This window comes from Phormidesmis sp. 146-20, from assembly GCF_052939475.1.
Genome location: NZ_JBJPHT010000010.1, coordinates 129012 through 144646, shown reverse-complemented (window position 1 = coordinate 144646; position 15635 = coordinate 129012). Strand labels below are relative to the sequence as shown.

Here is a 15635-nt window from a genome sequence, read left to right as displayed (position 1 = left end):
ATCCCCGATCGTTAGCTTGGATACCACAAAACGTTACAATAACCGAGCTAATCTATATTTCGGCAGACTAAAAAGTACGTGCAAGTCCATCCCGTTTTATCCGATTCGTCTGCTGTAGAAGACCGTTCTCTACTATCAGGTGAGCTTCCTTTTACTCTCAAAGACGTGCGATCGGCGATTCCCGATGCGTGTTTTGTGCCTTCTACTACTCGATCGCTGGCTTATTTCTTCTTAGATTTAGGTATTCTCGCTGGGCTGTATGGAATCGCAGCTTATCTCGATGCCTGGTGGTTTTATCCGATTTTTTGGTTCGCTCAGGGCACGATGTTCTGGGCGCTTTTTGTGGTTGGTCATGATTGTGGACATGGGTCGTTTTCTAAGCACAAATGGCTGAATAATTTGGTGGGTCATTTGTCACATTCGCCGATTTTGGTGCCGTTTCACGGATGGCGGATCAGTCATCGGACGCACCATGCGAATACGGGCAATATTGAGACTGACGAAAGCTGGTATCCGGTGACAGAAGCTCAGTATGAACAAATGGGCTATGCAGAAAAGCTGATGCGGTTTTATTTGCCGCTGGTGGCGTATCCACTGTATTTGTTTCGGCGATCGCCCGGTAAGCAGGGGTCACATTTTTCGCCTGAGAGTCCGTTGTTTAAGCCGTCTGAGCGCAATGGTGTGTTGGTGAGTACGATTTGCTTGCTGGCAATGGTGGGATTTTTGGGATTTGTGACCGTCCAGTATGGCTGGCTGTTTTTGGTCAAATATTATCTGGTGGGCTATGTCGGCTTTGTGGTCTGGCTAGATCTGGTGACATTTTTGCACCACACAGAACCCGACATTCCCTGGTATCGGGGTGATGATTGGTATTTCTTGAAGGGTGCGCTGTCTACCATCGATCGTGACTATGGCATGTTCAATCCCATTCATCACAACATTGGTACTCATGTGGCCCACCACATTTTCTCGAATATGCCTCACTATCATCTCAAGGCTGCCACCAAAGCGATTAAGCCTGTGTTAGGTGAGTATTATCGCAAGTCTGATGAGCCAATCTGGAAAAGTTTTTTCCGGTCTTATCTAGCGTGTCATTTTGTGTCAGATACGGGTTCTAAAATCTATTACCAGTCTCCGACCAATCCGCAAAATTAAGCGTTGAATTAGTTGATTGGAAGCGATCGTTCTTTGGGGAGCGATCGTTTTTTTGAGCAATATTGACAGCCGATCGTAAGCAGGCACAAAAAATATATTGTTTAGAAGAATGTATACTCTAATCGGCTAAGAGGTGAACTTTTTCAAAAGGTTGAAATTTCCAACTCATCAAGCTTTTTAGCTGTTCGTGTTGGTCGATCGCCGCCGTCTCTATCACCGTTGAAATCGCCTGTTTGAAACTAGATCTGCTTCACCAGAATTTGTTTTCTACTCGGTGGTCGCTTTTGCATTGAGGGCATATTCTCGGAAGCGTTCTAAGTCGGCTTGCAGTGTGGACTCGACAGCCTTGCCTAAAAACAGATTGTCCATCAACTGACCGAGAAAGCCAGGAATCGCGTAAGAGATTGACATTTTGACAATACTGCTGGGGCCACGATCGTAGAACCGAATGGACCCCCGATTTGGCAAACCATCGACCGATTCCCATTGAATAATCTGATTGGGAATTCGCTTGAGAATCCGAGACTGCCAGCTAAATTCGAGTCCTCCGGTTGCCAGCTTCCAGCGAGACAGTTGGGGGTCATCTTCCAACACTTTCACCGAGTCAATCCACTTCATCCATCGGGGCATTTGCTCTAAGTCAGACCAGAGACTCCAGACGAACTCGATCGGGGCATCTACTTCAATTTGAACGGTATGTTCTAGCCAATCAGACATTTGGTATGGGGGATGAGTGTAAGGGCTAATACTTAAACAATCCGACACCTTGAACTTTGTAGCCTGTGGGTTCAAGAATGGCTTGGGCGGCTTGTTTGCCGGAGATGGTTGCGCCTTCCATGCTGTCGATGTAGTCCTGCTGGGTATAGCTCCCGGCTAAGAAGAAGTTGGCAACCGGGGTTTTTTGAGAAGGGCGGTAGACATCCATTCCAGGATTTTCGCGGTAGAGGGATTGGGCCAATTTGACGACATTGAACCAGGTCATGTTCAATTCTCGCGAAGACGGGAAGAGATCGTGAATCTGCTTGAGGGCATGTTGAGCAATGTCTTCGTTGCTCATGGGGACAAATGGATCGCCGGGAGTCAGCACTACTTGCATGAGCGAACCCTGTCCCTCGCGATAGTAGTCTTTGGGACTGGAGAGCGCAAGGTCGGCAAAGCAAGAAAAGTCAGCATCAGCGCTATAAAGTAAGTTGTCAATGCCTGCCGCGCGATCGACTTGTTTTCTTGCATCTGGGTCGTTCATCTCCGTCACCCAACCATCAAAGCGCAGTTGCACCGTCGCAACGGGAACAGCTTCTAGCTTGTAAATATTTTCAAACGTTTTGAGGCTGCGCCACTCAGGAGGCAAGAGGCGCTGAATTCCGGGCACGTCACAGGCGGCGAGGTAGATGTCAGCCACGACCATCTCCTCTCCCTCCCCATTCGCAATCAACAGCCCTGTGACTTTGGTTTCCGTCCCTTCACCCTCAAAGAGAATTTTGCGCGTTTGCCGACGAGTGTGAACTTTGCCGCCTCTGGACTGGATGTAATCGACGATCGGTTTGAGCAAATATTCTCCTGGTGAACCTGCCAGCAAATTCAATCTTGACGCTTCGGTTTTAGACGCAAACATCATAAAGATGGTCAACATGCATCGGGCAGAAATTTCTTCTGTGTCGATAAATCCCAGTGCGAGGGCGATCGGATCCCACAGGCGCTTGAGACTATTTTGTGAGCCGCCGTGACTGCGAAACCAATCGGCAAAACTAATGCCATCGAGATCGCGAATCAGCTTCATCGCAAAATCAAAGTTGATCAGACCCGGCACGATCGGACTCGTCCCCAAGGCGAGCGCATTCTGCAATTTGTCTTGAACGGTGAGTTGTCCGGTTGTAAAAAAGGCTTTCAGTCCGTGAAAAGGGGCCCCGACTAGGAAGCGGAAATCAAGTTTACCAATGTCGCCGCCCCGATTAATAAACGTGTGAACATGTTCTTTGGGCAGCAAATTTTCCCAGGCACCGACTTTCTTCATCAAGGCAAACAGGTTGTAATAATTGTTGAAGAAAACGTGCAGACCCATTTCAATATGATTGCCGTCTGCATCAACCCAACTGCCCACCTTGCCGCCCAAAAACGGACGCGACTCGAAGATTTCGACTTCATGCCCCGCATCCACCAGTTCAACGGCCGCAGCCAACCCTGCTAAACCTGCCCCGACGATCGCAACCTGCATTCCGCATTCTCACTGAGACTTCTTTACAGATTTTAAGGGTAATTGGGATTCAAGGTGAAGAAGTTGTAAATTCAGCGCGATCGTCAGGATCAACCTCGTGCTAAATTAACCCGCTGAATTGTGTTTTATGGCAATGCTGTCTTTAACCCTGAAATCATCCTTTGCGCGACCAATTTTTGCAGGAACGATCGGACTGCTGTCTGCCTGTACGCCGCTACCGACCACGCGATCGGTTCCAATAGAATCGCCGCGCCCCATCCCCACCCTTCCTGCCGAACGCCTGATCGCCCAGCAAGCCGCCAACCCAAAAGCGATCGCCCCCAGCCCCCCAGCCACGCCCAAAGCAGGTAAGCCCGACCCCACCAAAAAGCTTTCGGCAGCCGACGTGACGGCCCTGTTAGCAGAGGCAGAAGATAAGGCCGTCAGCGCTGCTAATTTATCGCAGTCGGCTCAGTCCAAAGAAGATTGGGCGCTCGTCATCAAACAGTGGAATCGAGCGATCGCCCTCCTCAAACCTGCCACCAACACCAACCTTCAAAAATCGCTGGTACAGCAAAGACTGACGACCTATCAAACCAGACTGAGAGCGGCTCAACAGCAGGCAAAGACCAATCCTCGCCAGTTGATCAAGGGATCGGGGGGCAACACCACAGGCGGCACTCCCCTGATTCTTGGCCCTGCCTCTCCCTCTCCAACGGCTTCTCCGACGGCCTCTCCCAAGGCTTCTCCAACCGCTTCTCCGACGGGGTCACCTACACCGCTGCCCGTTCCGCCACCGCCTAAAACACAGTAAACTTTATCCTATGAGGGAAGTACTACTTGTGTACTCAAGTAGTACTTGAAGACTCACGTACAAAAGGAAATAGAACAAGCTTTAGACCTATCCGAAAATTTAGAAGGCAGTCTGGAATTGTCTTCGAGAGCATTTTGCCTTTATTTGTATTTTATCAAATTTCAGGAATTCGTAAGGGTTTCAGACATATACTGTCAGTTCAGGGTCAAAAGGTAGAGTTTTAGCCAGTCGTACAAAATTCCCTTCTCATCTGACTTGAAAACTCTGAAGCTCCTATTTAGCTATACTTCTTCCCAATAGAAGTTTCAATTGTTCCGCTATCTTTGCCTTAATTTAATTTCTGAAAATGTCTTTTGAATGATCCTCATACTTCAAAGATATAGTTGCGAAATTTCTGTTGAAGCATTTCCCAAATTTCGTCTTGATTCCGCCTCTGTTGAAAATACTCCTCAGGATCTTTAGGAGTTGAGATAACTGGCTTTCCTAAGTCAAAGAAGTTCTTGTGTAAATCCGTCATTGATATAAGATTTCCTGCTGTCATTGATACGAAATCCTTCTCTGACTTCAGCTTAACTTTCGCTTCCTTCTTAAGGATGTAGTCTAATACTGTTTCGTAGATTTTAACTTTTCGCTCATTCGGGTAGAAACGAATCTTTCTTGTATCATTAGTATCATTGTATGGATTGTATTTTGCAACAACTTTGCTACCGTTAGATTCAATAATAGCAAAATCATCAGTAGCAAAATCATCAGTGTTAAGATTATTTCTCTTCTCTCTAAAGTTATCTATGAGTTTCTCATAACTCATTGCATAAACATTATATATTGCTCCATGCTGTAAGAGAACCTCAAACAATCGATCAAAATCTTGTGCCTGTTTGAAAGCAAATACTCTTATGCTATCTCTGTGTGATGTTTCTCTAATTATTGATTGAATTTCATCAGTCCAAAAGCTATCCTGTCCCCTAATAATTACTAAAGCTTTTACCACAGCTTGATAATTTTTATTTCTTTGTAATTTAATAAGATAATGAGGGTAAAGAACTGCCGGAATTGAATAAAATTCATCTATCTTGCTAACTTGTTCATGAGTAGAATCTATAGAAATAGAAATAATTGACTGAAAGCAGCTATTTTTCCTTAAGTAAGAATTCTCTCGTAATTTATTTTTTACTTCTCGTTCTAGCTTCTCACTTCGTTTAACAACTTCTTCTGAAACTTGCTCGGTTGAATTAAGTGATTGTTTAAGCGATTCAATTGCTGTCTCTAAACGCCTAAAGTAGACATATACCCATTCCTCTGCTTGCACTACGTTACTGATCATATTACCAAGAAGATTTGTCAGTTCCTCCCGCTTAGTACCATCAACTGACGGGAGTTTTTCCAAAGAACTGCCTAAATCCGCACAGAACTGTATGAATTTAAAGTTACTGCTTCGACCGAAGAGATAGCCTGCAAAAAAGCTAGTCTTTGAGTTTGTTGAATCAGCAGGAGTCAAGCAGCCCAATACATAGTCAACGTCTGCCAATATGTTTTGACTTTCAGGGGTTTGAGAGTGTTCAACAAGAGAGCCTGCTTCCCATTCTTGAGTTTCAAGGCTTGGATGACTGAGAATGGTCTCTCTTAAACTCTTAACAATTTGCTGACCCTCTGCTCCAAACCAGCAAACTAAGACTCTCTTCACCTTGCTGGATCGATACTCGGACTCTAGGAACTGCTGTAAATCCGCGAGTCTTCCAGGACCACCTCGACCAGAACCGCTCTCAGAGATCCCAGCTTTCAAATAGATTCCGCTGAGCCTCTTGCGAACTGCATTATCACTAATTCCTAATTTTCTAGCGATTTCAGCGTTCGATTCGTCTGCTAAAGCAAGGGGAAGAACCTGTAACTCAGCATCAGATAACCGATATTTGGCGGCAAAGTCTCTCAAAACGTCTTGAGGCAACACTACATTCTTCCTCACAATTCAATGTGGAACTAAAAGCGGCATTGTGTTCTACAACACTTGACGCGCACTCTAGAAAGTCGCATTATAGTGTCATGCACTTGAGAGTGCGGCTTTCAGTTACGCCAAGTACACGCTTCAACAGTATAGCGGTTTGAAGCAGTTGCCAAGCAAGTGTTTTAAATGTCTGATCTGTTCATCCATTAAATCGGAGAAAGAAAACTATGAACCTTAACCTTAGAGTTCTTAACCAAGTTGCCTTAGCAAGTCTGAGTACACTCCTACTGCCATTATTTTCCCCATCTGCACAAGCTCAAGTGGAGCAATGCAATCCTGTTGCAACTCCACCAGTTGCCAGTTACCGAGATTTCCAAGACCGCTGCTTTACCGTTCGCTCTGCTCAACACAAGAACACATTTGGTGAAAAGAATCAGCAACTAGCTCAGTTACCTGCTGATTACTTGCTGATGGCTACTGTTGTCTCTGAGCATAGCCCACAAGCTGGGCAGAAGAATCGCTCGAGTGGAAATTTCAACGTCCAAGGTCCTGCTGATAGATTGTATTGGGTGGTTCTTGAAGGTAACGTTCCAAACCCTAACATTCGTTTCAATATTATGCGAGACCGTAGCGCCTGGAAAGATCCTGTGCTTGCAAGAGATTTGTTTCATGGTGCCATAACGAACAACGTTTTCTCACAACGCGCCATTTACATTGCTAATCCGCGTGGAGCTAGAGGCTACTTTCAAGTTAGAGCCTACAGGATTGGTCGGTAGACTAGCTTGATGGAAACCTTCCTATTTCGAGGTTCTAAAACATTGACATGGGAAGAGCGCCATTTAGCCAATCAAGAAGGGCGATCGCTTCTCGGTGAGAGCGGCGATCGCTATGCCAAGTTGATTCTTGCAAATCATTCTATTACTGGAGAGCACTACCTATGTTACGTCTCAAAACAATTCAGTTACTTGCTGCATTCAGTGCAATCCGTATTACTTGGAAAAATAAAGGTAAGTTAGATGGGAAAATTTCCTGCATTGAAGTGCTGCGACCTTAATGCAAAAAGCATCATTCTTGATGCATCAACAGTCCAGACAAGTTTAGATTGTTGACGACAGATAAAGGTTTCAGCCCCTCTCCGAAAAACTGTCCGGACTGTTGATCTTGAATGATGACCGTCAGTGGGTCAGCAACGAAGCTCAGAACTTTTAAAACACGCCCTAGCCTAAAAACTAAACTGAGCGCGAACGTTGCCCACAAACACAGTCGGATTGCTGTCGAAATTGTTGGCGTTAAAAATCGCGTAGAAGGCAGGCACGATCGCCAGATTATTGGTCACCGGGTAGTAATAAGAGGCTTCTAGATCGTACTGAGTGCCGCCATCGCCGCCGCCCGACAGCAAAAATCTGCGTCCACCCGTGTAGTCAGAGGGCACCACAAACGAGATTACGCCCAATGCACCCTTCTTGCCTAGGTCAGGAAAGCCCAACCCAAACTGAATCGCCTGCACCGTGACATCGCCGCCCGATCGCGCTGCATTAACCGGATTGATATTCGTTCTGCCGTAAGAATAGCGACCAAAAAGACCAAATTTGGGAGTCACCAACCAATCAAAGTTAGCCACAAACGCATCCGCCGCAGAATCTCTGACTCGACCGCCAAAGCCATCGTCCGCATACCCATAAGGCAACGGCTCACCCACCGCACCACCAATGAATCCGTTGTAGGCTTTGAGATCCGATCGCGTATACAAAAACCGCAGGTTAAACGCTCGACTCGGTGAATAGGTCAACTCGGCGCTGATTGTATTGGTGCCCCGAAACAAACCATCAGCCGGATTGCTAGAAGTATTGAAAATGGCGGGATTGAGGAATTCGGTATTCTCTGCGAGATAGGACGCTGCAAAGCGAAATTGGGGATTGGGAGTCCAGATGACGACGGCTCCTGAGCCACGATCGATCGCATTCGACAAGGTACTGCCATTCGAGTTGTAGCTCGTTGCCCCCGTCAAAAAGTTGGTGAAACGGTTGGCATCAAAGTAGCGATTAAAGCTGACTCGTGGCCCAACAACTACTCGCAAATCTTTGCCCACCGGAAAGGCGTAGGACAATTCTCGAATCACAACTGTACTGGCGTTTGGTGTGCCGCTCTGGTCTAGAAAGGGCGTGCCCCAGGAGTTAAAGAATCCCGCTGAGACAAACTGGTTAGCGGGAGAGTTGCCGTTCCCCGTTGCGAGTTGAGTGATCAGCGTGTCTTTGCCTGTAAAGGAAGTCGTCAAAGTGAGCCAGGTGTAGTAGCTAAAGGTGACATTGGGATCGGTGCGTCGGACTCGTGTCGGCACATTGTTTGCGTCTCGTCTGGGAGCAACCACAGCACTACCAGGAGCAGCAGGCGATCGCTCCGCCAATACGTCATCTCCCGCAAAGGCTCCCGTCATATTGAACCAAACCAGCCCATTTAACTTAGTCGTGGTGGAGAACTGCTGCTTTTCGAGGGTGGTGGCTCTGGCTTCTAGCGAATCGACTCGTCCTCTGAGGGTGGCAAGTTCTGCGGCAAATTGTTCTTGTAGTTTTTGCAGCGTTTCTAAGTCTTCTTTTTTGACCAGATCGGCGGTGGAGGCAGCGATTAACTCATTGACGCGAACACTACGTGTAGCGAAGCTTGCGAGGCAAGCATTCACCCCGGCCGCAAATTCAAAGCGAGTCAGGGCCCGATTGCCGCGATAGGTTTTGTCAGGGTAGCCCGCGATGCAGCCATAGCGCTCGACGAGAGACTGCAACGCTTGAAACGCCCAATCCGTCGGTCGCACGTCTGTAAGTTGAGAAACCGATGTGACCTGCGACATCGTAGGGTTAGCCGACGGAACTTCAGGGTCAAACTCAGCGACTTTTGGGATCTGCTCTAATTCGAGAACAGGTTTTGAAACGGATTCAGGAATAGAGTTGGAAACGGATTCAGGAACGGATTCTGCTAAAACCGGGACAGCAAGCAGAATAGAAGGGATGATCGCCCCCATCGCCAAAGCAAACTTAATCTTCATAACACACACCACAAACGATCGCTGTATTCTGTATGCAGCACAAACCCTCTCTGTGATTAAAAATCGAATGCCTGATGACTTCTGTAGCACTCTATACATCGTCCAAGTTTTGTCTTAGTTAGTTGAGTGACCTCATACGGAAGAAACTCGGCGATCGATTGGTTTCTCGCAATACCTTGCCTGTATTTAGATTTTTGTAATCTGAAACACAGAATTTGGTTTGGTACGTGACTTTCAATAGGCTTGATTATCAAATTGCATACAGCATACAGAGCAGCTTAATCCTGTGCCCTCGATTTGAATGTCGTCCTACGTGAACCTAAAGTGATGATGAAGCATTTTCCGAGTTTATTGTTGGCCGCGGTCTCGATCGCCTTGCTAAACGGGTGCAATCAGCCCAACACCAGTGCCCCCAGTGGAGCCAGTCCCGCCGCCAGTCCTGCTGCCAATGCAGACACCAAAAACCTCAAGAATGTGCGGGTGCAGTTGTCCTTCTTGATGCAGAGCTTAGATGCGCCGCTCGTTGTCGCCATTAACAAAGGCTATTTTGCCGAAGAAGGGCTGAATGTCAGCTTTGAGCGAGGGTTTGGCAACTCTGACACCATCAGCAAACTCGGTACAGGCAAGTTTGATCTCGCGTTTAGCGACATGTACAATGCGCTAGATTTTAACGAAAAAAATCCTAACGACAAGATCATGGCCGTCGCTGTCACGCAAAGTCGAGCGCCCTTCGCCATTCTTTCGCTCAAAGACAAAGGCATCAACTCGCCCAAAGACCTCAATGGCAAAAATCTAGGTGCCCCCGCCGGAGACGGGCCGCGTAAGTTATTCCCCGTGTTCGCTAAGGCGACGGGTGTGGATGCAGGCTCAGTTAACTGGACGACAATGGAACCCAAACTGCGCGAAACCTTCTTGCTGCAAGGCAAAGTTGATGCAATTAGCGGATTCTCTACGTCAGCATTGCCTTCTCTACTCAAGGGCGGCAAAACAATGGAAGACATCAACGTTTTCTATTACACCGACAACGGCATGGACTTTTACGGCAATGCGATTTTGGCTAGAGCCGACTTTGCCGAAAAAAATCCTGATACCGTCAAAGCATTCGTCAAAGGCTACATGCGCGGATTGCAGGATGTGATCAAAGATCCGGGGGCTGGATTGGATGCCGTCATGGGCGCAGATCAGAGCAAGCTAATGGATCGCGAAGCTGAGAAAGTGCGCTTAAAAATCGCGCTAGAGAGAATGTTTATCACTCCCGAATCAGAAACTCTGGGACTGGGCGCGATCGATCCCACTCGTCTCGAAAGAACCATCCAGCAAACCGTCGAAGGCTTTGGACTCAAGACGACTCCTACAGTGGCAGACATCTACACCGATAAGTTTCTCCCCGCCAAAGAGCTACGACAAATCCCGGCTCAGGGCGATCGTAAGCCGTTAAGTTAGCGTGAATTCGATGAAATCTTTCGCTACGGTGATTAATCTGGGCAGCCCCCTAAATCCCCCACGAGTGAGGGACTTTGAACCGGAAATCTGATTTAAAAGTCCCCCAAAATTGGCAGCTTGGGGGCAGAAGCGCTGAACAACGAAGCGAAAAAACTTCGTCGAATTCAGCCCCCTAAATCCCCCACGAGTGAGGGACTTTGAACCGGAAATCTGATTTAAAAGTCCCCCAAAATTGGCAGCTTGGGGGCAGGAGCGCTGAACAACGAAGCGAAAAAACTTCGTCGAATTCACGTTAAGTTAGGTTTCAAAAGCGGGGCAAGTCTGACCATTTCCAAAAGTCCCAGCTTCCCAAGAAAGATGAGAATGCCGCACTTCTAAACTCAACCCTTCACCCCTCACCCCTCCTATGGCTCAACCCCTGACTGATTCCAATTCTTCGACGCTCTCCTCAGAAAACGGATTGCCCTTGCTTGAGTTTGACCAGGTTGGCTTGGAGTATCCCTTTGAGGGATCGATGCGTCGGATTATTGATGAGGTGTCTCTGTCGATTAATGCAGGTGAGTTTGTGTCCTTTGTCGGGCCGAGTGGCTGCGGCAAAACGTCGATTTTGAGAATGATATCGGGGTTGAGTCCGGCTCCGATCGGCTCCATCAAATATCGGGGACAACCCATCACCAAACCGCTCAAAAACGTCGGCATTGCCTTTCAAAATCCAGTCTTGTTACCCTGGCGCAATACGATCGACAATGTGCTGTTGCCGTTAGAAGTGGTGCAGCCCTACAAAGGTGAGTTTCGTCAGAAAAAAGCAGAATTTATCCGCATGGCTCAAGATCTGTTGGCAACGGTGCGGCTTCAGGACTTTCAGAAACAGTATCCCTGGCAACTATCAGGCGGCATGAGACAACGGACTTCGCTGTGTCGATCGCTGATTCACCAGCCCGAAATTTTGCTGCTTGACGAACCCTTTGGCGCGTTGGATGCTTTCACCCGTGAGGAGATGTGGGTGATGCTGCAAGCGTTGTGGATGCGCGTCAAATGTGTCGGCATTTTGATCACTCACGATCTGCGCGAAGCAGTGTTTTTGTCGGATACGGTGTATGTGATGAGTCCCCGTCCTAGCTCGATTATCTACAAAGTCAAGATCGACCTGCCTCGTCCCAGAACTCTGGACATGGAGCTATCCGACGAATTTAACCACTATTTCTCGACGATTCGCCGCAACATTCACCACAACTAGCGATCCTATTAAATCTCCCATGCAAAAGTTTCTCAAATCTAAGTCAGCGGGCTTTGTTTTACCATTCATCGCCACGATCGTTTTGTTTGTTCTTTGGGAATTGATGGTGATCATCTTTAAGATTCCCAAATTTAATCTTCCTGCCCCGACGGATATCGTTCAAGCAACTGTTAATTTTGCGCCGCAGCTAACGACCAACGCCATGCGAACGTTGTGGACGACGATGGTTGGTTTTTTTATTGCGCTGATTGTGGGGGTCGTGTTGGGCTTTTTGATCGGCTATTCGAGAGTGGCTTATTTGACGATGTATCCACTGTTGATTGCTTTTAATACGATTCCCAAGGCGGCTGTCGTCCCGCTGTTGGCGATCTGGTTTGGGGCGAATGCAATTCCGGCGACAATTACGGCCTTTTTGCTGGCGTTTTTTCCGATCGCTGTCAACGTCGCTTTAGGTTTAGATACCGTCGAACCTGAGATGAAAGAAGTGCTGTCATCGTTGGGCGCGTCGCAGGTAGAAGTTTTTCAAAAGGTTGGCTGGCCGCACACATTGCCCTACGTTTTTGCGTCTCTCAAGGTTGCCGTTTCGCTGTCATTTATTGGTGCGGTCATTTCAGAATCGGTTGCGTCTAATGCAGGATTGGGCTATCTGATCGTGCAGGCGACTGCTGATTTTAATGTGCCGTTAGCGTTCTCAGCTTTGCTAATTTTGGCAGCGATGGGCGTTGTTCTCTATGGGTTCTTTGTGTTTCTCGAAAAGAAAGTGATCTATTGGGCGCGTTAGTCCACAGTGACGTGAATTCGATGAAACTCTCTCAGTGGCAGTCCTACGGTGTACACACAAGTTGTTGTCGCTTCGTTTCAGTCGGCTTCAGCCCCCTAAATCCCCCATTCTGGGGGACTTTGACCAAGGAAAGATTTCCAAAGTTCAAAGCCAGGACGACGGCTCAAAGTCCCCCATTTTTGGGGGATTTAGGGGGCGAAGGATCTCAGCAATGACAAATCGATCGACGTGTGTGTACACGGCAGGTGGCAGCTTGGGGGCAAAAGATCCAAACAACGCAGCGAAAAATCTTCCTTGAATCACTCTTGAATTGGTTAAGTTGCCACTGTCTAGCGACCTTTCCGTACAAATACGTTTCAAATGGGCATAACTTCATCGATCGAACAGTTGCTTTAAAGTTTCAGCTAAAAATCAGATACACAGAAGACACGGGTATGCGTGGTGTTACTTAATACTAATGACCACTTGTTCGTGACCGATAATGTTGAAGAAATCTCTGTCTGTTGTTCTTGTTGCATGCTGCCTGAGTGCTGTAGCAGTTTCTCCTGCTCGTGCTGGGAATGGTAACATTCCTGGAGACTCCGAGAACAACGGATGTATCCCTTCTAAGGGCAAGCCTAAAAAGTGTGATAAGGACACCGTGAAAGTTCCTGAGCCTTCTGCGGCAATTCCTGTGATCGCGTTAGGTGCTCTATTGGTTGGCACTCAAGCCGTACGCAAAATGAAGAGTGCTTCTATCGCCAAAAACTAGAGGATTAATTGCTACGTCAATTCGATGAAATCCATTCGCTGTGTGGTTTAGATCTTCTAACCCTACATTCCAGAAGACTCTAAAGTAACGTGAATTCGATGAAATCTCTCGCTGTGGCGATCACTCCAGGCAGCCCCCTAAATCCCCCAAGTTTGGGGGACTTTGAGCCAGAAATCCTGTCCGAAAGTCCCCCAGATTGGGGGGGTGGGGGGCAGAAGCGTTAAATACCGAAGCGAAAAAACTCTATCGAATTCACGTTAAAGTAAGCGTCTCAGCTTGACGTTCTCCTTTAGTGGAAGATTTAAGGAACGTTTCCGAAGTTACAACCCCTTGCGGGTATCTCGAAGAAATTGTAGCGGAAGCATTTCATCGAATTCACACAAACCCTCTTGTTTAAATTGCCTCCCTACCGATCGGAAAGGGGGGTTTTTTTGTAACAAGAAGGGGAGTCCACTTGAATATCAAGGTTGTTCAGCATCAATTCGATGAGGTTTTTTCGCTTCGCTGTTTGACACTTCTGCCCTCCAAACTGCTAATTCTGGAGGCTTTTCGGACAAAATTTCCGGCTCAAAGTCCCTCACTTGTGGAATTTAGGAGTCTTGCAAAACAGCGGAGAGACTTATCGAATTCACAATCAATCAAGCGTCTTCAGCTTGGGCGCGTTTGCGTTCTTGGAGTTTGAGCAAAATCTCAGCGTGAACCTCTTTGGTAATTGGGTAAAGGTACGCTAACCCCACACCGATCAGCAACACAACGAGCGGCGCAGGGCCGACCAACATGCGGATTGCCCACAGCGCAGAATCAGGTTGAATCGGATCAGGTTGACCAGACACCGTTTCTAGAAAGCCTGATTTTTGTAACACCCAGCCGACGATAAAAAGCCCGATCGCCAGCGCCACTTTTTGTAACAGCACCATAAACCCGTAAAAGATGCCTTCTCGACGCTGCCCGGTTTGCAGTTCGTCTAACTCGATCACATCGGGAATCATTGACCAGGGAATCAGATAAGCCGTCGATACGCCAAACCCCGCCATGATCGCCAAAACATACAGCAACAGATTTTGACCCGGCTGCAAGAAAAACAGTCCAATTTGAGCAATAATCCACACCGCCATGCCCATAAAGTAGACCGCTTTTTTGCCGTAGCGCTTGCTGACTCCGCCCCAGACAAACAACATCGCCAAAGCCGTCACCTGCACCGCAATCACTACTTTAGTAAAGTCAGCATCCTCTAATCGCATCCAATTTTTGACAAAGTAAGGAATCACCGAAACCGTATTTTGCACCGCCAACCAGGAACACAGGTAAATTCCAATCACATACAAAAAAGGCTGATTGCTAAACACAATTTTGAGTTGTTCTAGGTAAGGAAGTGAGGCTTCGGTGGTGACTTCCTGGCGTTGACGTTCTGTAATAGCGACTCGTTTGCGAGTTCCCCAGACGCACCAATAAAGCGGCAAAACCGAAAGAACCGCACAGACTGCACCCAGCACTAGATATTGTTTGGACGAGTCGCCTTTGAACAGAGCAAAAATCCCCAGCGCCAAAATTAGCGACAAAATGCTGCCACTGATCGAGAACGCAAATCGATAGCTGTTGAGGCTGGTACGCTCATCGTAGTCCTGCGTCAGTTCGGGAGTGAGGGCCGTGTAAGGCAGGTTGACGGCCGTATAGAAACTGTTGAAGACGATCGAGATCCCCACATAAAACCAGAACAGACCCCATTGATTCGCTGTCGGGTCATTGCTAAAACGAGGCACCACCCACTGCAAAAAAAAGAAAATCCCAAACGGCACGGCCCCAAACAGCATCCAGGGATGACGACGACCCCAACGGCTGCGAGTACGATCGCTCAACACCCCGATGATCGGATCATTGATGGCATCCCAAACCTTGCTGATGAGTAGAATGCTGCCTGCCATTCCGGGTTTTAGCCCAGCGACATTGGTAAAGAAAATCAGCAAAAACACGCCCAGAACGTTAGCGGTGATAGCCGGCCCCAGATCGCCTGCTCCATAGGCCAACTTCTCACTCAAACTGAGCTTTTCGGAGAGCGCAATCGGAAGATCATCAGAATTGTTCATAAAGGAGTCGTGAAATCCGGGTTAACAGTTGTATTATTCTCATCATCTTTGACGATCGATCACTCAAATCGTGCCAATTCTTAAGACGATCGCGATTGCGCTAATTGCTCTAAGATCCAAGCTCAATTCTCTATAAAGCTGCACGTCTGTATGATCCCTCCTGCCCCCCTTAAAAAGAGGGGTAAATAAAAGAGCCTTCT

General features: G+C 47.6%; 11 protein-coding genes. 6 read left to right on the top strand and 5 right to left on the bottom strand.

The window, feature by feature from the left end; all coding sequences use genetic code 11:
- Positions 1-78: 78 nt before the first annotated feature.
- Positions 79-1155: a fatty acid desaturase gene (locus tag ACKFKH_RS11355; protein WP_446858399.1), complete on the top strand. Its 1077-nt coding sequence runs from the start codon at positions 79-81 to the stop codon at positions 1153-1155.
- A 267-nt stretch (positions 1156-1422) separates the two neighbouring features.
- Here the strand turns inward: ACKFKH_RS11355 and ACKFKH_RS11350 are convergent, their stop codons facing one another.
- On the bottom strand, positions 1423-1872 hold the full coding sequence (locus ACKFKH_RS11350) for an SRPBCC family protein (RefSeq protein WP_446858398.1): 450 nt from the start codon (positions 1870-1872) through the stop codon (positions 1423-1425).
- A 25-nt stretch (positions 1873-1897) separates the two neighbouring features.
- Positions 1898-3367: a 9,9'-di-cis-zeta-carotene desaturase gene (zds, locus tag ACKFKH_RS11345; protein ID WP_446858397.1), complete on the bottom strand. Its 1470-nt coding sequence runs from the start codon at positions 3365-3367 to the stop codon at positions 1898-1900.
- A gap of 127 nt (positions 3368-3494) precedes the next feature.
- Between zds and ACKFKH_RS11340 the strand changes: the two genes are divergently transcribed.
- Positions 3495-4160, top strand: coding sequence for a hypothetical protein (locus ACKFKH_RS11340; protein WP_446858396.1), 666 nt, complete (start codon positions 3495-3497; stop codon positions 4158-4160).
- 364 nt (positions 4161-4524) lie between these two features.
- On the opposite strand, the gene ACKFKH_RS11335 is transcribed toward ACKFKH_RS11340, so the two are convergent.
- Entirely contained in the window at positions 4525-6108 is a 1584-nt protein-coding gene (locus ACKFKH_RS11335) for a helix-turn-helix transcriptional regulator (RefSeq protein ID WP_446858395.1), read from the bottom strand.
- Positions 6109-6329: 221 nt separating this feature from the next.
- On the opposite strand from ACKFKH_RS11335, the gene ACKFKH_RS11330 reads away from it, so the two are divergent.
- Positions 6330-6878, top strand: a complete 549-nt coding sequence (locus tag ACKFKH_RS11330; protein ID WP_446858394.1) for a hypothetical protein — start codon at positions 6330-6332, stop codon at positions 6876-6878.
- A gap of 446 nt (positions 6879-7324) precedes the next feature.
- Here the strand turns inward: ACKFKH_RS11330 and ACKFKH_RS11325 are convergent, their stop codons facing one another.
- Positions 7325-9139 carry an iron uptake porin gene (locus tag ACKFKH_RS11325; RefSeq protein ID WP_446858393.1) on the bottom strand — a complete coding sequence of 605 codons (1815 nt, stop codon included), beginning with the start codon at positions 9137-9139 and terminating at the stop codon, positions 7325-7327.
- Between the two features lie 327 nt (positions 9140-9466).
- Here ACKFKH_RS11325 and ACKFKH_RS11320 point away from each other — a divergent pair, with 327 nt between their 5' ends.
- The 3 genes from ACKFKH_RS11320 to ACKFKH_RS11310 all read left to right on the top strand — a co-directional run bounded on the left by ACKFKH_RS11320 (position 9467) and on the right by ACKFKH_RS11310 (position 12600).
- Positions 9467-10582, top strand: a complete 1116-nt coding sequence (locus ACKFKH_RS11320; protein WP_446858392.1) for an ABC transporter substrate-binding protein — start codon at positions 9467-9469, stop codon at positions 10580-10582.
- Between the two features lie 406 nt (positions 10583-10988).
- Positions 10989-11819, top strand: coding sequence for an ABC transporter ATP-binding protein (locus ACKFKH_RS11315; protein ID WP_446858391.1), 831 nt, complete (start codon positions 10989-10991; stop codon positions 11817-11819).
- Positions 11820-11838: 19 nt separating this feature from the next.
- Entirely contained in the window at positions 11839-12600 is a 762-nt protein-coding gene (locus tag ACKFKH_RS11310) for an ABC transporter permease (protein ID WP_446858390.1), read from the top strand.
- Positions 12601-13989: 1389 nt separating this feature from the next.
- Here the strand turns inward: ACKFKH_RS11310 and ACKFKH_RS11305 are convergent.
- Positions 13990-15435 (bottom strand): MFS transporter, encoded by a 1446-nt coding sequence (locus ACKFKH_RS11305; RefSeq protein WP_446858389.1) that lies wholly within the window; start codon positions 15433-15435, stop codon positions 13990-13992.
- Between the last annotated feature and the right edge of the window lie 200 nt (positions 15436-15635).